General features: G+C 37.3%; 18 protein-coding genes. 8 read left to right on the top strand and 10 right to left on the bottom strand.

Features of this window, described 5'->3' with window-relative positions:
• Positions 1 to 33 precede the first annotated feature (33 nt).
• Positions 34 to 2,370, bottom strand: a complete 2,337-nt coding sequence (locus tag ND855_RS00870) for a sulfatase (protein WP_265356769.1) — start codon at positions 2,368 to 2,370, stop codon at positions 34 to 36.
• Between the two features lie 83 nt (positions 2,371 to 2,453).
• Between ND855_RS00870 and ND855_RS00865 the strand changes: the two genes are divergently transcribed.
• From ND855_RS00865 to ND855_RS00850, 4 genes are all read left to right on the top strand, one after another.
• Positions 2,454 to 3,320 (top strand): alpha/beta hydrolase, encoded by an 867-nt coding sequence (locus ND855_RS00865; RefSeq protein ID WP_265356768.1) that lies wholly within the window; start codon positions 2,454 to 2,456, stop codon positions 3,318 to 3,320.
• Between the two features lie 13 nt (positions 3,321 to 3,333).
• Entirely contained in the window at positions 3,334 to 3,771 is a 438-nt protein-coding gene (locus ND855_RS00860) for an FAS1-like dehydratase domain-containing protein (protein WP_265356767.1), read from the top strand.
• Between the two features lie 17 nt (positions 3,772 to 3,788).
• Positions 3,789 to 4,208: a MaoC/PaaZ C-terminal domain-containing protein gene (locus tag ND855_RS00855; protein ID WP_100725826.1), complete on the top strand. Its 420-nt coding sequence runs from the start codon at positions 3,789 to 3,791 to the stop codon at positions 4,206 to 4,208.
• A gap of 139 nt (positions 4,209 to 4,347) precedes the next feature.
• The gene (locus ND855_RS00850) at positions 4,348 to 4,773 is read left to right on the top strand and encodes a PH domain-containing protein (RefSeq protein WP_265356766.1); all 426 of its coding nucleotides are present in this window, start codon (positions 4,348 to 4,350) and stop codon (positions 4,771 to 4,773) included.
• 117 nt (positions 4,774 to 4,890) lie between these two features.
• Here ND855_RS00850 and ND855_RS00845 read toward each other — a convergent pair whose 3' ends face one another.
• The 8 genes from ND855_RS00845 to ND855_RS00810 form a co-directional block, all read right to left on the bottom strand.
• Entirely contained in the window at positions 4,891 to 5,475 is a 585-nt protein-coding gene (locus tag ND855_RS00845; RefSeq protein ID WP_265356765.1) for a WG repeat-containing protein, read from the bottom strand.
• 17 nt (positions 5,476 to 5,492) lie between these two features.
• The gene (locus tag ND855_RS00840; protein ID WP_265356764.1) at positions 5,493 to 6,161 is read right to left on the bottom strand and encodes a M15 family metallopeptidase; all 669 of its coding nucleotides are present in this window, start codon (positions 6,159 to 6,161) and stop codon (positions 5,493 to 5,495) included.
• Positions 6,162 to 6,254: 93 nt separating this feature from the next.
• Positions 6,255 to 7,136: a VanW family protein gene (locus ND855_RS00835; protein WP_265356763.1), complete on the bottom strand. Its 882-nt coding sequence runs from the start codon at positions 7,134 to 7,136 to the stop codon at positions 6,255 to 6,257.
• The gene (locus ND855_RS00830; protein WP_265356762.1) at positions 7,126 to 8,397 is read right to left on the bottom strand and encodes a hypothetical protein; all 1,272 of its coding nucleotides are present in this window, start codon (positions 8,395 to 8,397) and stop codon (positions 7,126 to 7,128) included. The genes ND855_RS00835 and ND855_RS00830 overlap by 11 nt, the downstream gene beginning before the upstream one ends.
• Positions 8,398 to 8,402: 5 nt before the next feature.
• Positions 8,403 to 9,695 carry a discoidin domain-containing protein gene (locus tag ND855_RS00825; RefSeq protein WP_265356761.1) on the bottom strand — a complete coding sequence of 431 codons (1,293 nt, stop codon included), beginning with the start codon at positions 9,693 to 9,695 and terminating at the stop codon, positions 8,403 to 8,405.
• A gap of 68 nt (positions 9,696 to 9,763) precedes the next feature.
• The gene (gene trxA / locus ND855_RS00820) at positions 9,764 to 10,078 is read right to left on the bottom strand and encodes a thioredoxin (protein WP_100716857.1); all 315 of its coding nucleotides are present in this window, start codon (positions 10,076 to 10,078) and stop codon (positions 9,764 to 9,766) included.
• 68 nt (positions 10,079 to 10,146) lie between these two features.
• On the bottom strand, positions 10,147 to 11,154 hold the full coding sequence (locus ND855_RS00815) for an MBL fold metallo-hydrolase (RefSeq protein WP_265356760.1): 1,008 nt from the start codon (positions 11,152 to 11,154) through the stop codon (positions 10,147 to 10,149).
• A gap of 20 nt (positions 11,155 to 11,174) precedes the next feature.
• Positions 11,175 to 13,037: a gamma-glutamyltransferase family protein gene (locus tag ND855_RS00810; RefSeq protein ID WP_265356759.1), complete on the bottom strand. Its 1,863-nt coding sequence runs from the start codon at positions 13,035 to 13,037 to the stop codon at positions 11,175 to 11,177.
• Between the two features lie 357 nt (positions 13,038 to 13,394).
• On the opposite strand from ND855_RS00810, the gene ND855_RS00805 reads away from it, so the two are divergent.
• Together ND855_RS00805 and ND855_RS00800 are read left to right on the top strand one after the other, a co-directional pair.
• The gene (locus ND855_RS00805) at positions 13,395 to 14,447 is read left to right on the top strand and encodes an SDR family oxidoreductase (protein WP_265359318.1); all 1,053 of its coding nucleotides are present in this window, start codon (positions 13,395 to 13,397) and stop codon (positions 14,445 to 14,447) included.
• Between the two features lie 195 nt (positions 14,448 to 14,642).
• A complete protein-coding gene (locus ND855_RS00800) occupies positions 14,643 to 15,236 on the top strand; it encodes a DUF4269 domain-containing protein (protein ID WP_322113551.1) in 594 nt (197 codons plus the stop codon).
• Here the strand turns inward: ND855_RS00800 and ND855_RS00795 are convergent.
• Positions 15,233 to 15,838 carry an alpha-ketoglutarate-dependent dioxygenase AlkB family protein gene (locus ND855_RS00795; protein ID WP_265356757.1) on the bottom strand — a complete coding sequence of 202 codons (606 nt, stop codon included), beginning with the start codon at positions 15,836 to 15,838 and terminating at the stop codon, positions 15,233 to 15,235. The two genes, ND855_RS00800 and ND855_RS00795, sit on opposite strands and share 4 nt — an antisense overlap.
• Positions 15,839 to 15,979: 141 nt before the next feature.
• On the opposite strand from ND855_RS00795, the gene ND855_RS00790 reads away from it, so the two are divergent.
• Positions 15,980 to 16,216 (top strand): hypothetical protein, encoded by a 237-nt coding sequence (locus ND855_RS00790; RefSeq protein WP_265356756.1) that lies wholly within the window; start codon positions 15,980 to 15,982, stop codon positions 16,214 to 16,216.
• Positions 16,216 to 17,358, top strand: a complete 1,143-nt coding sequence (locus ND855_RS00785; protein ID WP_265356755.1) for a suppressor of fused domain protein — start codon at positions 16,216 to 16,218, stop codon at positions 17,356 to 17,358. The genes ND855_RS00790 and ND855_RS00785 overlap by 1 nt, the downstream gene beginning before the upstream one ends.
• The last annotated feature ends 50 nt before the right edge of the window (positions 17,359 to 17,408 follow it).

Below are 17,408 nucleotides of genomic sequence, written 5' to 3'. Positions count from 1 at the left end.
GACTAAGGAAAATGCCATATTCTCTACGAGCAATTATTCGTGAATGTATCCCCAGGTTTCTAATATTTTTTTCACTTCCTTTCCCATCTCTTTTTGTACTTCCGACTCACCTGATCCACTGAAAGCTCCATCGTTGTAAACCCATGGAAGTGGTGATGCGTACAGACCATCAGGTTGTCGTTCCGATACGATTAAGTCTTCGATATGAGTCATTGACTTTTGGAATTCCAATCCATACTTTCCAAAACGAACAGGGATCGTTTTTCCATTCCGTGTGAATTGGAAGTAGGCACCGAGTTCGGGGTTCACTGTCCTCAGAATGATTTCTTCAGACAGATCTTGTTTTGGTTCTTTGGATGAGGCATTGGAACCCTTACGATCCTTCGATTCTTTTGTTACGGAAATTGTTTTGGCAGAACCAGAAGCGATTTGCACTGTCGGAGGTGCAACCCAATCATAAACAGAACCTTGTACACTCATTGACATAAAATCACGACAGACAGTTTCCTCACAAGGAGGGATCCAAATCCGAAGTCCATTCCGTTTGAGAAAATTTTCATTACGGAAGTCCGCCCTTGCTTGTTGCAAAAGAATTTCCCCTTCTGTTCCAAGACTTAAGTTTCGTAACTCCTTAGGATCTTGTTTTAAGTCGTAAAGTTCTTCTGCCATGGTATGAGGTTCACCTGCGGAAGTTCGCCTAACAGTCGTAAATCCAGGATACCTGCGAATGTATTTATAATTCTCAGTTCTAACAGATTCTGACATTCGTCCCTCTGTATAAATATAGGTCTCCTTGGGACAAGGAGTCGAGTTTCGAATGCATGATGCATAATCGACACCTTGGTAAGTCGAATTTTTAGGCAATAAATCCAAAAATCCTAATATGGTAGGTGCTAATGATAATAGAGAAGACTGGCCTGAAATTCGAATTTGTGAGTTCTTTCCTATGTTATCGACAATGGACTTAGGCAGTTTGATAAAATATGGCACATTGATTTCTTCATCATAATGAGTTTCCCCATGGCCAAACCTTGTTTGCATGATGAAGTGGTAACTATAATCATGTTCTGGACTAAAGAGTTCCCCGTGGTCCCCAGTTACAATGATCATCGTTTCATCATAGGTTCCAAGTTCTTTCAATTTTCTTACTAACCTGCCAATTTCCCTGTCCGTATAATGCATTTCACCTAAGTAACGTTGCACGGGAGATTCATATCGAAAAAATTCCGAATCAGGGATAATACTTCTCACTACCTTCATATCTTCTGGAGGAGGTGAATAGGATGCATGTGGAGTGTTCAAATTAAAGTGCAAAAAATATGGGATGTCTTTTTTTTCAGTCACAAACTCAATCGCATGGTTTGTGAGAATTTCTGTATCCACAATGTCCATCCCTACTTGGTAGGAATTGTGAAACCCCAAATCCAAACCCACAGTTGTATAATCCAAAAAGAAAACATTATTCATAATGGTCTTTGAATAATAACCAGCTTCCCGAAAGGTTTTTGCTAAATTATCTCTTTTTTTACCGTAATACACTTTTCGTTGGTATGGTTTTGTCGAAAACCATGAATTCCCCAAACCAAGGTTAGATGAATATTCGGAATGGAAAAAAGACATCATGGAAGGTTTTGTCCAATTTCCATTGGCAAAAGGATTTTCAAAAAACACTGATTCTTTTGCCATCTGGTCAATGTTAGGAGTTACGGAATGGCGAAATCCGTATGCTCCAATAAAATCCTTCCTTGCAGAGTCAATGACAATGAGAATTACAGACTTAGGTTTTTGAGCGGAAACCAGTGTATCTAACCATTCCCATGGGTATAACAAAGGTTCGCCGATATACAAATCACTATCTTTACTTTCCCAAACGAGACGTAAATCACCTTCGAGTGTAACTAACGTTTCCTTCTTATTCCATTGTTCTTTAGCGGCGCCAGTAAAATCCCATTCTTCGAGGATTTGGGACTGGGTATATAATTTCAATTTTCCGGAGACAGAGGGTTGGAATTCTTTTTCGCCTAACAAACCAACAAGTGATGAAAATTTGTATTTCCCTTTTGGAAGGGTAAATTGGTATTCTTGGCCTGGTGGGAAATAAATGGCATCAAGGGAATGGTTTAAAAAAATCTCTTTGTTTGTATTGAAGGTGATTTGCGTATTTTCCCATTTTCGAGAAAGAGGAAGGCCACTTTGCCTACCTGGATTTTTTTTCCAATGGTATGTGCGATTGTCTGTTCCGATTTTGAATTTGGACTTAGCATTTTTTAATTCCAAAACCAAATCCACTGGGAAACGGGATTCCGATTTGTTCAAACACTGAATGAGACAAAAACAAAGGATGGGGGCGAAGGTTAGGATCTTTCGCATTTGGAACCAGTTTGCAAAACAGGTTTCCTAAGAATAGGAAAAGTTGTTTCTTTTTAGGTTTCCATCATCCATCCTTGACATCTATGAGTAATTGGGAACAAGCCTACTCCCGCGTGGAGTCTACCTTTCTAAACAAAGATGGTGGTAAAATTTATTACCAGATCTACCGACCTAAGTCAGGAGTCAAACGTGTGCTCGTTGTCCACCATGGGATTGGGGAACACGGCGGACGTTACAATTTTTTGTTAGAAGCAATGGCGGAACGTAATTATGCCATTTACCTCATCGACTGCCGAGGCCATGGTAAATCCGATGGACGCCGAGGTGTCATTACCCATTTTTCTGATTTTTTTGCAGACTTAAAACAACTCATTGATATCGCCAAACAAAACGAAGGTGTCAGTAAAGTTACCTTACTTGGACACTCAATGGGTGCTGCGGTTACGTTTCTTTATACAGCGACTGACAACTACCAAAATGATTTGGATGCTTACATTTGTAGCGCCCTTCCCATCAAAGTCAAAACTGACCTTGTGATGGACATTAAAAAAGCAGCAGGTGGTTTTTTAGCAAAAGCTTTGCCAACTCTCACCATCCCAACGGGACTCAATGTGAACCTCATTTCACGTGACAAATCAATTGTGGATGCCTATGTCAAAGACCCACTCGTACATGGAAATGTATGTACGTATCTTGGTGATTACCTTCTTAACTGTTACACACTTGCTTTGGAATCTGCAGAGAAAATCAAAGTTCCAATCTATATGTTCCATGGAAAAGAAGATCAAATTGCTCTTCCAGAAGGAACTGTGGATGCATTTGAACGTGTCGCCTCAAAAGACAAAACCATGAGACTTTTTGATGATTTATACCATGAAACCATGAACGAACTTCCTAAAGACAGAGCTCTCGTCTTTAAAGAGTTAGTTGCATGGATCGACAAACACTAAGGAGAAAATGCCAATGGCAATAACAAAAGATATAGTTGGAAAAAAACTAGATCGTTTTGATTTCACAGTGGAACGAGGAAAAATTAAAGAATTTTGCCTCGCCATCAACGAAAAAAACCCAATCTATTTTGACGTAGAAGAAGCAAAAAAAGCAGGATACTCTGATGTTCCCGCTCCCCCTACTTTCCCTACTGTCATCATGTTTTGGGGTTACCCAAAAATTTGGAACGATATGGCGGAACTCGGTATCGACCTTTCCAAAATCCTTCACTTGAAAGAAGAATATACGTACCACAAAATCCTTTATCCGGGCAAAGTGTACGCACAATCTGAAATCTCCGACGTAAAAGTGGGAAGAGCAGAAATTGTAACTTTCAAAACAACAATCTATGATGAAAAAGAAGATCCTATCCTTTCAGCAGAGATGGCGATTTTCATTCGTAAGGATTAATTCCAAGGAGGTAAACTATGGCAAAAATTCAATTTGATAAAGTAGAAGTTGGTCAAACTCTTCCTCCACTCGATATCCCTGTGATCGAACATGCAAATTTAGTTCGTTATGCGGGAGCATCTGGAGATTTTAACCCAATCCATAACGACCCTGATTTCGCAAGAAAAGCAGGACTCGATGGAACCATCTCACACGGTATGTATGTGATGGCACAAGTGGGAAGACTTTGTACTTCTTGGGCTGACCAAAAAGACATCGCTTATTTTGGTGTGACATTCAAAGCTATGACAAAACTCGGCGAAAAACTCACAATTGTGGGAACCATCAAAAAGAAATTTGAAAAAGATGGTAAAAAAACAGTAACCGTACTTGTAGAAGCAAAAAACGAAGCTGGCGAAGTAAAAGCTGGTGGAGATTTAGTCGTTAACGCAGTATAGCCAACTAATAGCACGCAGGTCATGGAATGGAGTAAAAACTTTTTCATGATTCTGTGTGTTTGATTGAGAAATATTCTTACTACAAACAATCATCGTAGATTCAATAGAGTAATGGAAAACAAATACCAAGGAATCCTACATGTTAAGCGAAAACACAGTCAAATCTCAAATACTTTCCCTCATCTCTCACCTTCCTCATCTCAACATTGATATTTTATACCTTTACGTTCCAGAGTTCAAAATCCTCCACCAATTCTTAGAGGAAGATGAAATCGTCGATGGTTATACCATAAGCATTCTGGAAACCAAACAGAAACGCTACACTGCAGGAAAATGGTTATTCGTTTTAACAAATAAAAGGTTTCATTTGTTACGGAATCCAGCCTTTAGCGAGCCAACTCATATTCCAATCGAATTCAATTCGATCAAAACTTGTAACACAAAAAAAGGATGGTTCTTTGGAAAAATCTTTCTAGAAACTCAAGGTGAAACATTTGGATTGATCCAAATTGGCAAAAAAGATTATTCCTTCTTTTTACCAGTGTTGACACCGCATCTAAAATAACGATTGTGGGTGCGAATCACAATAAGGAAATTTTGAAGTCAATTTTAGCTTTTATTTTCTTTTAAATCATCCATTTTAAAATTGTACACCAATCCGCTTTATTCACCCCAGTTCCCTCTATTGTAACTTTACCGTCACCGATTTCCCTGTTCGTTTCACTTCCACACTTCGTTTTCTAGAATCAATGGTTAGGATTGCCTCATATTCGATCGGTAGGACTAGTTTTCCTTTTTTGTCGATCAGCCCAAAAAGACCTCCCTCGATTCGTTTATGTTCCCCTTCCGGTATCAGCTGACATCCGTTACATACTATGGCATATCCATTTTCAAATGGGTAGGCAAAATCATACTTTGCCTCGATGACCTTTTGACAACGTTCATTGTGAAACCCCATCTTTCCCTCTTCCACATACCGTGCTCGCGATTCCACAATGTAGTCAGGACCATTGTCATAGAGAAAACTTTCTAATAAAAGTTGGTTCTTTGTATTGATACAGACCCATTTGTTTTTTGAAACCACAAAGGCCACACCCGATTTGGTAAATTCCATAGTTTGTTCGTACTGAGGTTTTATGACTACTTTGCCTTTTTTGTCTTTGAAACCATACAATCCACTTTCTTCAAAGGAAGTGATCCCTTCTGATTGGGCAAACAAGGAACCAGTCAATAGCAATAACGAAATGAAAAAATACTTTTGTAACATTTATTTCCTCGATAAAACTAATCTTCTAATCTTTCAAACGGAATGTCCAACACTTCAAATTCATTACATTCCAAAAAATCAAAATGCCACCATTCTGTTTTGTTCACACGAAAACCAAATTGAGATAGTACTTGGATGAGGGTATCTCGATTTTTTTTGGTAATTGGATCTGCAACAGGAGCCTCTGCCCAAGCTGCTTTCTCAAAAGAATCATATTTGGTTGGCATTTTGAGTTCTTGTTTTGTATTTGTATCCACTAAAGTTAGATCAATCGCACAACCTTTGTTATGCCTTGATCCTGTTTTAGGTGAGGCAACATATCGGGTATCTTTAATAATTTCATAAAAAGTAACAGTTGCTCGGTAGGGTCTATAGGCATCATAAATTTGTATAGAATAACCAAGTTTTAAAAATTCCATTTGGGCATTGTGTAGGGCTTCGGCCACTGGTTTTCTCGCAAATGCTTTTGCTACTTTATAAATCTTTTGCCCCGTAAAATTATCAGTTGTTGCATATTTGATATCCAATAGAATCTCAGGAATCGTTTCTAAATTGACTAACTCTCGATTGGGATCATTTTGATAAGAGGATTTGTATTCTTTTTCTCCGAATACAAGAAGACCTGTTGGTTTTGGTTCTGCCTCTATCGAGAAAATGATGAGAATAATCATTTGGAATATTCTCATACAAACGGAGATCCATCTACATTTTATATCCATCATCCTTCTATTGCCAATTCCATTTGTTTTGTTTGTGAACCATTTCCATTTTAATTGATTTTAGCCAGAAGTTGAGACTTTGGTTTCCTTAGATTCTAAAAGTGGTTCATACATCATCCAAGCGATGTTTTCAGTCACCAATTGGTCCTCGATCATTCCATTTGTTTCTTTGGAAACTACCTTCCTACGAATGGTATTTCGTCTTGTATAACCACCCCACGGTTCTGCACAAAATGCATGGTAAGATTCATACACGAAATAAGAATAAGGAATCTCTAATTGGGTTTTCCATTCACCATATAACTCATCTTTGTCGATCCAAAGGTGGAGGACAAATGGTTGTTTTGTTGTGTTTTGGATTTGTAAATCAATGTAATTATAAGATAATGTAGCACCTGATCCAAAAGGAAGTGTACGATTGGAATCTGGAAAGATATCAAAACTATGGCGCCATCTTTCTTTTACAGTTAACGGTGTGTGTAGTGTCATCCAATAGATTAAATTTGCCATCTGGCAAAGTCCCCCACCCGTTCGTTCTACAAAACTTCCGTTTTTCAATTGCATCCCTGGCAGATATCCTTTTTTTTTCGTAGGTTTTCCTACCAGATACCAAAAGGAAAATACTTCGCCTGGCGATAATATGATTCCATTTAACTTACTTATGGCAATCGAGAGATTTACTTTTTTGTTCTCTTGTAAGTACATAGGTACATCTTTCAGTTTACGGTAAATGGGAGAATGATGAGTGAAGATGGAAATAGGATACTCTTTTTCCAAACTGTCCGAATGAATACGATGAGTTGCAAATGTATTTCGTTCGCATAACCAACGCAAATATCGTTTCCACTGAAAATAAAGTTTTCCTAAAAATAAGCGGAGTTCACTTCTGTGTACTTTTTTTGGAAATACTGAAGAAGAACGATTCCAGATTCTAAATTCCATAATTTTGTTTTCTCTGGATAAAACTAGGTCGTTTACGATAGGGATTTTTCCAAGACTTGGCCACAGAAAGTAGTTTTGAATTTCTTTTTTCCAACCAATGGATATAATGATTCCATTCGTCTTCTAAAACCAATTGGTACTCACCTAAAGGTTCAATATAAGAAAAAATATCCAAACCATTCTCCTTACTTGCTCTAAGGTTTTCCATTCTGATTCCATATACAAGACGATAAATCTTTGTCTGAAATGGCATTTCGCGAATCGCCTTTTCATCTGGTTCCCATGACATACAGTCTCTTCGGAAATGGAAATGATAGTACTCACAAAAACCATGGTGGGCAACTAGTAAACCATTGTCTGGTATGGATGCTGCTTTTTCTCCCGGATTCCACATCAATTCATAAGGATAACTAAATAGATGCGGGGATTGGACTAAGGTAGTAACCCACAATATAAAACTCATCAGTGTGATAAATCCTTCTTTGCGATTACCTAAAGTAAATAGAGAGCCAATTAGTAGTATAGAAATTAGGATCCGAAATTGGATATCGGCAAAATGAAAGATAGGTACAACAAGTAACAGACCCAAAAAAGAAATGGTTTTCTCAATAGGTTCATGGGACAACAGGGAATTTTTTCCAAAAACCAGACGCATCCAGTCCCATAGTATCCCAAATCCAACCATACCATAGGCTGCAAAGATCGGAAACGTTTTAGTATCTACCACCAAACGTTCATTTGTTTCTGATTTAACTAAGAGAGGTAAAACCAAAGCAGATAGAAAAAGAATCATATCATACTTTCTTGGGAGATGGAATAATATCCAAACTCCAAGTCCTATTACACCAACCATCGCGTGAAACCATGTAGCAAAAACTAAAAATATCAATGAACCAATCCATCTGATGATAGGTCTTGAGATCAATTTTGAAAAATATAGTGCGATACTAAGAAAGAGAAATCCAAGAGCCCAGGCTTGTTTTGGATATAAAAAACCCAAAACAAAAACCATGGCAGAAGGAAAAACATTCCATTTGTCAATCGGTGTCTTTAATAAAAAACGAGAGAGATAAAGACAAAATAGGAGCCAAACAACCGTTACTAATTGAAAGTAAAATAGGTTATCTTCACTCACTCCCATAAGAGAGAAAAGAAAGGCAACAATCCGAAAAACAGGAGACCTATCTGGTGAATGCAATTCCCCCGTTTCTAAAAGGGAAATTGCTTGGACACCATACCAATAAATATCTTTTCCAAACAAAGGTATTAATTCGAAATTTGGACTTTTTTGCCGACCATCTGGATGCCATTCCCAGATTTTTTCACAAGCAGGGTATCACCAAAGATCACTGTCGATTTTTCTTCAGTGGTTTCTGAATAAGGGCTGTTTACATCCAAACTTTGGGTTACTACCTTATGATCCCTGCCAAAAATTTTGATTTTGGCTTCAGTGGCATTCGCCTCCAAAAAAACCCAATTTCCATCTAACACACGTTTCTCTTTTAAATCATCTAACCAAATCACAAATGAACCATTTGATCTAAATACATAATCCATTCTGCCTTCTGGTATATCTGCAAAGTAAGCTTTGTTGACAATGCCTGCCAAAATTGTGTTTTTTGATTTTTTCAAGATTTCATCTTTGAATTGATTTGCATTTTGGTCCATCACAGTGAAACGTTTTCCATTTTCACCTAAGAAAATGATCTCAGCAATGACCGTGTCTTTCCAAGTTTTTCCTGTCCTTACCTTTTGAATGGTAAATGTGAAAGTTTTGCCAGAAAGAATTTTAGGAAAAAATATCCTTTGCCCACCTTGTTTGTCAGCGATCGGAAGCGTAAAAGAATCAGTCCCATTTGAAACAAGTAATTCCGTTACAGATCCATTCTTATAAAAAAGTGCATCTAATCTTTGGTAACCGTTAAAGATTTCGATTCCAGCTAAATCAATTTGTTTCTCGAGTTCTACTTGGAAGGATTCACCAACTCCATCCGTTTTTACACCTTCCACCCATGCAAAATCGATACTTCCATCAAACATACCATAGGCGGGATAATTCGGAAGCGTACTACTTGCTGTAACTTGTCCTTCTATTGGTTCTGGGTATACAACATCGAGTTTTTTTCCATTTTTAAAAAAAGAAACAGTTTTGATTCCATTTGCTCCATCGGGCAAAAGATAAATGACATGAATTCCATTGGATTTGATTTTTAGAGGAGTTTCTTTCGAACAATCAAAATTAGTAGCGTAACTTCCATCTTTGTAAAGAGAAACATATCCTTTTTTCTCTTGGCATTCAATGGAGATTTCATTGAAGTAAGCACGACCATCGGTTTTTCCTGCTTGGTTCCATTTGGCACCATTGGAAAAAAAGATAGTAATCCCATCCAAACTTGTCTCCGGTTTCCAAAGTTTCCCTGGAATGAAAACATTGATTGGATTTGTTCCATCTGCAGATGACGCAGCTTGGATCCGTTCAATGACAATCGAAGTTTCGATTGGACTGTTTTTACAAATTAAGATAACAAATGACAAAAGAGTAAAAATTACTTTCTTCAAGAAGGATTACCTCAGCAGAAACAAAGTTTCTGATTCTCTTTTGTTTGATTCAAGTAAAAAAAGATTCGCTAAATGAAACCACCAAAGACTTTTTTAAACTCCTCACTTCGCATAGCACCAGAAATACGATGAACTTCTTTTCCATTCTTAAATAAAATGAATGTCGGGATTCCAGAAATTCCATATCTGTTTGCAATCTCTTGTTTTTCATCCGTATTCACTTTAATGATGGAAACTTTCCCTTTCCAATCTTTGGCAAGTTTTTCAAGTTCTGGAGCCACCATCTTACATGGTCCACACCAAGGTGCCCAAAAATCCACAAGGATTGGTTTCTCATGAGTTTGGAGTAAGGTTTCAAAACTTTTGGGATAGGTTTCTGACATATTCTCCCTCCTAAACATTAGACTATATACCCATAAGGGTATATAGAAAAAATCGCAAATCCATTCCTTTAAAACAAATCAATGGATTCAAAACCTTGCAATAACTGAACTTGGATTTGATCCTTGGTTGTCCTTTGTAATAAAATATTCATATTCGAATCAAAATCATCACCTAATTTTAAATTAGGCTCCAATGGTTTTGCCAAAGGTAAGAAAAAATTATCCCAATGGATGGGTATGACCAGACTAGGTTTTAATTTTTGTACCGTTTCATTATAATAAGATTCTTGAAAGGTTATCGGTTGTAATGACAACTGCGCTATGCCTAAGAACAGTACGTCTGCATTGATTCGATCATAAGCTCCAGCTAGGTAATTAGTGCTACTTTTGATCACGATTCTGTGTTTCCCATGTTCGATGAGAAAATCAAATGTTCCTCCTTCTATGTATTCCATTGCTTTCAATGGTTGGGAAAGAGGTGAAGTGATATCAGGAAAATTTGGATCAGTGGCATTTGTTTTTCCAAAAATCTTAAAAGGAGGAGTGTGTTTTGATTCTAAAACAGTAATGGAAAATTTTCCTAGTTTGATTGGTTTTCCCAATTGGAATTTTTCCATATTTTCCTGATTTAAACCAGCACCAATTCCAACATTAATCGTGGAACTGGAGCCATATAACTTTGCATTGGTGAACTTAGCAACATAGGGTGCATCCATGACATGATCATAATGAGAATGGCAAACAAAAACTCCTTTTAATCGGTAGATCTTTGCTTTTTCTAAAACTGATTTGATGAGATGAGGATTAGATTCAATTTTAGAAAAGGCAGTTTGCCACAAAGAAGGTCTCGAAAAAAAACCATCCGTCAATATTTGTGTTTCACCATCATCTAATAGGATCGATGAAGTACCTAAGAAAGTGGCCCGAATTTTCCCTTTTCCAATAATTGTATTTGAATTTTCATGAGGAAAAAATGATTCATAAAAACTTAAGTTCCCAGAAGCCTGAAAACTACATTTTACAAACAAAAATAAACAAATTCCTAGGAAAAGAATTTTCGTTGTTAGTTGATTCATTGGCCTCATTTGTATTTCCCTTACTTGCCTTCAGCCCAAGATTCTTCTCTCGGATCAGCTACACCCAATAATCTATTGTTTTTAGTATCATTTAACACAGCACAAACGGCACCAAAATCATTATCAAAATGACCTTTTTCATAAACCTTATACCCTTTTTCCTTCAATGCATCGGAAACAGATTGGTACAAAGATGATTCCAATTCAATTCCTCCAGGTCTATAAACATGTGGAGAAAAACTATCGGGCCAATTTACAGAACGAAACCTTGGAGCTTCTACTGCTTTTTGAGGGTCCATCCCAAACACAACTATGTTTAAAAAAAACTGAATCATCGCTTGGCTTTGTACATCACCACCTGGTGTTCCAAAACTCATCCATAACTTTCCATTCTTTAAAACCATACCTGGGTTAGGTGTAATTCGAGGCCGTTTGCCAGGGACAAGAGATGATGGATGATTTGGGTCCAAACGAAATTGAGTCATACGAATGCCAAGTGTAAGACCCGTTCCAGGAACCATTGGTGACTGAGGAAAATCACTTGGAGTTAAGGAAACTGCATTTCCAAATGAGTCAACGATACTGATATATGTAGTATCTTTCCCATATTTAATTTCACTTACAGAATGATTCTCTTCATTGTTAGATGGAATTGTTTTAGAGTTTGGTTTTTGTTTGGAATACAACCAAGGATTTCCAAATGGAGGAGTTTTACCAAATGCAGATTTTTGGAAAAGTAAACGTCGTATTTTTGCATACTGTTTTGATAACAAACCATCCAATGGAACATCAAAATACTTTGGATCCCCAAAATATGTTTCACGGTCGGCTATTGCAAGTTCAATGGCTTGTGAGACTGTGTGAATGTATTCAGGAGAATTATGACCCATTGATTTTAAATCGATACCATCTAACATTTGCAAAACCATAGGAACAACTGGACCTTGTGTCCAAGTTTGGTTTGCTAAAATTTGGTAATCACGGAACTCACCTACAACTGGTTTTTCCCATCCTCCAGAATAATTTGTGAGATCTTCTTTCGTAAACAGACCACCCTTTTCTTCGTGAAGTTTGACAATCACATCGGATATTGGACCTTTATAAAAATAATTTCTTACAGCTTCTAATGCTTGTTTTCTGGAATTTCCTTTTTTAAGTGCTAACTTCTCTTCATTTGCCATCAACTTCCATGTACTAGCTAAATCACTTCGTTTTGTTAGTTCACCTTCACGAATGGAATACCACCATTTTTTTTCTAAATACACTTCGGAATTATATGGCATTAAAATTGTGAAACCCAATCTTTTATACAAAGGTAAATCTAAATTCTTCACAAGGATTTTGTTTGCAGGGAAACCCTCTTCTGCCGTTTGGATTGCTGGTTCCACTAATTCAGAAAACGATTTGGTTCCATGATCCTGTAACAAACGTACAATGACATCCGGTGATGCAGGTAACAATTGCGACAAAATAGAATTTTTTGGCATCACCTCATAACCTTTCTCTTTAAACCACTGAATCGTTGCTTTTTTGGGAGCTGTTCCTGCTCCTATATAACTTTTTACTTGTCCCGATTTTTTATCGTAAACCAATGTTGGTGCAACTGATGGAAAACTAGCGGCTTCACCATTTGTTACATTTAACACTAGTAAGGCCGCAACAGCAGCATCCACTGCATTACCACCCTCTTCTAAAACTTTGATAGCCGCTTTTGTCGCTATCGGATTTCCAGTGGCAACCATATATTTTTTGCCAACACTCACATCTCTTGAACTACCTTGAGGATCCACATAATTGGAAACAATAGGTCTCCTGCTCCCTAAACATTGGAAGAAAATCAGTGAACAAATAATGAAAAAGTTGTGTTGGATCATTCGATTCATAGGTAACCTATAACTAGAAATTTCTAATTACTCTAAATGAAATTTATTTCATGTCGAATATTTTTTTGGGGCGCCATTTCCGGCTCTACGCTGCAATCTTTGTTTCACAAAGGATTTCCGCTGCGATCCGGGGCGCAAGTCTACCATTTAACTTTGATTTGCAAGCGAGAGGGATTTGGAGGACTTGGTTTCACTTTGCCACTTGGTGGAAAAGTGAAACGGGAGCGAACGCGGACTCCGGAAAAGCCCGGACCCACCGGGTCTCGCCAAACAAAAACAAACAAAAGCAATTTTTGTTTTGTATGATCCCATTCGATTTACATTCGGAAAAGGAATGAATTGAGTCTAAATCATAATATGAAATCGATCAATGCAGAAAAGCCCGTTGTTGTCACTGGAGGTTCAGGATACATTGCTTCCTGGATCGTTAAATATTTGTTAGAAGATGGAAAGAAAGTTAAAACTACAATTCGAAGTTTAAAAGATACTTCTAAAATTCAACATTTATTGGAATTAAAAGAAAAGTTCAAAGACAATCTAACCCTGACTGAAGCTGATTTAATGTTGGAAGGTAGTTTTGATAAAGCGATCGAAGGTGCAGAGTTGGTCATCCATACTGCATCACCTTTTTTTGTGGCAGGAGTCAAAGATGCAAAAAAACAATTAATTGACCCAGCCTTACAAGGGACAAGGAATGTTCTGGAATCATGTAATCGAATTCCATCTGTCAAACGAGTTGTTTTGACTTCGAGTGTTGCCGCCATTCATGGAGACAATATAGATTCTTTGTTAGTTCCTAACCAAACATTTACGGAAGATCATTGGAATACAACAAGTAGTTTGACTCACCAACCATATGCTTATTCCAAAACATTAGCTGAAAAAGAAGCATGGGAAATTCAAAAGAAACAATCTCGTTGGGATTTAGTAGTCATCAATCCTTCCTTTGTGATGGGCCCATCAGTTTCCAAACGTTTGGATGGAACTAGTGTTGAGTTTATGCGAAACATGTTAAAAGGAATTTTTCGTACGGGTGTTCCCGATACAAAAATGGGATTTGTGGATGTAAGAGATGTTGCAAAAGCTCATATCTTAGCAGGCTTTAATCCTAATGCGAAAGGAAGGCATATCACTTCTGCCGAAGTATTGCCTATGTTAGGTTTTGCAAAAATCATTAAGGAAAATTTTGGAAACAAATATTCTGTTCCAACTGGTACTCTTCCAAAAGCACTCGTTTATCTCATTGGTCCATTTTTTGGTTTATCTTGGGGTTATACCAAAAATAATATTGGGCAACCTTTAAACTTAAGTAATGAATATAGCAAATCGGATTTAGGACTCACCTATCGTTCGCTAAAAGATACAATTATTGACCATGTCAACCAAATGGAAACAGCTGGTTTGTTGTAACCTTTCAACGTGTAACATACTTGGTTGAGGATTGGTGAAACTGCGAAGTTTTCTTGAAAATTTTAGGTAAGTTTGAATTCCCAAGAGACAAGCGTTAGATTTTATGGTAGGAGTTCGGGCAGGAAATTTCACCCACAAGCCCACCTCCACCACCCAATTAGGGTGGGGGCCGGTAACGGACACATGAGACATAATATGCAATCGTTAGAAACCAATCCGTTTTTGTTACCTGACTACTTGCAGATGGGAAATCCCAGACAACAAGAATTGTGGGAAGATTTAGAGAAATGGAAAATTCTAAAAAACTTAATTGGTTTTAAACCTACTCTTGCTGGGACAATCCCCATCGGAATTGATACAAAGACCAGTGATGTTGATATTTTGGCGAAATTCAATGTTCCTTCTCATTTACAAAAAATCTGTTATGCAAAGTTTCGAAATTTGCCCAATTATTCCTTTTCCGAAAAAACAATCTCCCTTCGGGTAACACTGATTTGTCGATTCTCCACTCCTAAATTTAATTACGAAATATTTGCACAGTCAATTGAACCAACTGAACAGTATGCATGGATTCATATGATGGTAGAACAAAGATTTTTAAACCTTGCAAACCATTCTTTTCGCGAAAATATTCTTCACTTAAAAGAAAGTGGTAAAAAAACAGAACATGTTTTTTGTGAATTATTGGGTTTAAGTGGAGATCCTTTTAAAACATTACTCCAATGGAATCAGAAATCGGATGATGATTACAAAGAATTATTATCCAAACAAGGATATTTAAACTTCTAAACAATCCCAAATTGGCGAAAGGTCAAATTGATCCTAGGCCGTTTGATCTTGAGAGTTTTTGGTAAAGAATGAAGCCAATGGCCTTGGATTTCATCTTTCATTAGCAGTAAACTTCCTGGTTCCAATCTCAATTCCACAAGAGTATTTTTTTTCTTATGTTTGAATCTAAAAATACGCTCTATACCCAAACTCACAGAAGCAATCGTTGAATTTTGTTTGAGAGAAGTTTCATCATCACTATGCCACGCCATTCCCTCCGATCCATCATGGTATAAATTTAAGAGGCAAGAATTGAATGTTTCATTTGTTTTTGTTTCAACTTTCTCTTTTAAACTGAGAAGTTCTTTTGTCCAAGGGATGGCTGTTTTGGTTGTTCCCGAATACCGATACGAAAATCCATTTTCCGCATACCAAGCAACACTCCTTTTCGTGATGATGTGTTTGCCATACAAGATCGCTTCATCTTGTTTCCACTCGATCGAATTTTGAAAGGTCTCAAAAAATTTATGGCTCGTTTCTGAATCTAAAAAATCTGGGATGTACAACAAAGTTCCGTCAAAAGGCAGAAGATTGGTTGTTGGATTTTGTTGGAATAAATTCATATGCCTAAGGTTTTTTCAGAATATGGAAAATGAGTTTGCGATTGCCCTTGAACAACATACTAGAAATCACTTAAATTTCATCCCTTTTTGTCGAAAATTTTAGTTGGATTCCCTTCGATCCATTAGAATCTATACGATAGTATGACCCCTACGCGAACAATACAAGCTTTCATCGATGCCAAAAAAGAAAACACCACACCTTCCGCAGAGGTTTGGAATTCTTTAAAAGGATACCGCCAATGGAACGAACCAGAACTCATTGGTCTAAGGAATGCTTCCGGGTATTATCCTGATATTTACTTTGAAACTGGAATGGATGAAACCATTTCCAAACTACTCGCAAAATTTAAAGAGAAAGTGGTACCACACAAATTTTAATGAATCCCATCACCCCAAAAGTTTTATACCAAGAAGCAAATCCTTACGGTTCATTCACTGCCTTCCTAGAAGATGATGGAAGAACCATTTATTTATACTTACAATCACATAACAATCCAGAGTGGCCGATGAAAACACTTTGGGTTCGTAACTTAATCGATGCACCTGATGCGAGAAAAGAAGAAGATTTTGATTTGGGACTTGCTCCAGTCTTAACTCAATCAGAAATCACTGATCCAAAAGCGCAGTCTACTCTATCGGAAGACCAAATCCATTTTATTTGGTCAGAAGAAGGAGATGCAGTCGCCTTATTTGTTGATGAAGAATTACAAGCGTATCTTCCCTCTTGGTCTGGGATTAAAGGCATTCATGGTTATTCGAAGTTTGCGAAAGAAGAAGCACCCACTGCGTCTCCACTCGGTGATCCGAACAATGGTGTGATTGCAGAACGTGTAAAAGGGAATCGTAAATACTGGGAATCTGTTGCTGAGAAAGACCATTGGAAAAAAGCACAAAAACTAAGATTGGAGTTTTTAGAATCCAAACTTGGAAAACACGAGACCTATTGGTCTGCAGATGGAGGAAAGTATCCATCACTTGGAATTGCTTCCTTTTTACCGAAAGAATTTCCTGGGATTAAAATTTTTTCAACGATTGGGATGAGTGTACAAAACCAACCAAGTATTGAACTCTATCACAAAGACTATGAAAACTTTTCACGTATAGAACTTGTATTTGCCATCCAACTCTTAAAAGATTCTCCAGATAAATCAGAAACATGGATCCAACATGTTTTAGGTGAGATGGTGAAGTTTCCTTGGAATACAGGCATTTGGTTTGGTCACTCGCATACGATTCAAAATCCACGCAAAGATCCTGATCAATTGTATTTGGATTTCAATTGGTTTGTGTTTAGAAATATCACAGATGAACTCGACCAAGGTTCGAATGAAGTGTTGCCAAAACTGAACGGACTCATCACTGAGAATGGAAAACGTGCAAACTTTCTTTTTTTAACTCCAATATCAACTGAAGAACGAATTTGTTTTATGAGAGAAGGATCACAAAAGTTTTGGGAGACTTGGAAAAAAGAAGGTTATACTTTTTTTCATGATTCCGAAAGGCGAATGTTAGAATTCTAGTTCTAATTTTTAAAAAAAATCCGAATCAAACTCTAAAATCTGTCCGTTAC

The organism is Leptospira paudalimensis (assembly GCF_026151345.1).
Classification (GTDB): domain Bacteria; phylum Spirochaetota; class Leptospiria; order Leptospirales; family Leptospiraceae; genus Leptospira_A; species Leptospira_A paudalimensis.
The sequence above is the reverse complement of the archived record's forward strand: the minus strand, read 5'-3'. Positions and strand labels throughout refer to the sequence as shown.

Coding starts and splice junctions, on each gene's coding strand:
- ND855_RS00855 (WP_100725826.1), top strand. CDS start 3,789: ATGGCAAAAATTCAATTTGATAAAGTAGAAGTTGGTCAAACTCTTCCT.
- ND855_RS00865 (WP_265356768.1), top strand. CDS start 2,454: ATGAGTAATTGGGAACAAGCCTACTCCCGCGTGGAGTCTACCTTTCTA.
- ND855_RS00840 (WP_265356764.1), bottom strand. CDS start 6,161: ATGAGAATATTCCAAATGATTATTCTCATCATTTTCTCGATAGAGGCA.
- ND855_RS00810 (WP_265356759.1), bottom strand. CDS start 13,037: ATGAATCGAATGATCCAACACAACTTTTTCATTATTTGTTCACTGATT.
- trxA (WP_100716857.1), bottom strand. CDS start 10,078: ATGTCAGAAACCTATCCCAAAAGTTTTGAAACCTTACTCCAAACTCAT.
- ND855_RS00800 (WP_322113551.1), top strand. CDS start 14,643: ATGCAATCGTTAGAAACCAATCCGTTTTTGTTACCTGACTACTTGCAG.
- ND855_RS00870 (WP_265356769.1), bottom strand. CDS start 2,370: ATGCGAAAGATCCTAACCTTCGCCCCCATCCTTTGTTTTTGTCTCATT.
- ND855_RS00785 (WP_265356755.1), top strand. CDS start 16,216: ATGAATCCCATCACCCCAAAAGTTTTATACCAAGAAGCAAATCCTTAC.
- ND855_RS00845 (WP_265356765.1), bottom strand. CDS start 5,475: ATGTTACAAAAGTATTTTTTCATTTCGTTATTGCTATTGACTGGTTCC.
- ND855_RS00815 (WP_265356760.1), bottom strand. CDS start 11,154: ATGAATCAACTAACAACGAAAATTCTTTTCCTAGGAATTTGTTTATTT.
- ND855_RS00790 (WP_265356756.1), top strand. CDS start 15,980: ATGACCCCTACGCGAACAATACAAGCTTTCATCGATGCCAAAAAAGAA.
- ND855_RS00795 (WP_265356757.1), bottom strand. CDS start 15,838: ATGAATTTATTCCAACAAAATCCAACAACCAATCTTCTGCCTTTTGAC.
- ND855_RS00835 (WP_265356763.1), bottom strand. CDS start 7,136: ATGGAATTTAGAATCTGGAATCGTTCTTCTTCAGTATTTCCAAAAAAA.
- ND855_RS00805 (WP_265359318.1), top strand. CDS start 13,395: ATGAAATCGATCAATGCAGAAAAGCCCGTTGTTGTCACTGGAGGTTCA.
- ND855_RS00860 (WP_265356767.1), top strand. CDS start 3,334: ATGGCAATAACAAAAGATATAGTTGGAAAAAAACTAGATCGTTTTGAT.
- ND855_RS00850 (WP_265356766.1), top strand. CDS start 4,348: ATGTTAAGCGAAAACACAGTCAAATCTCAAATACTTTCCCTCATCTCT.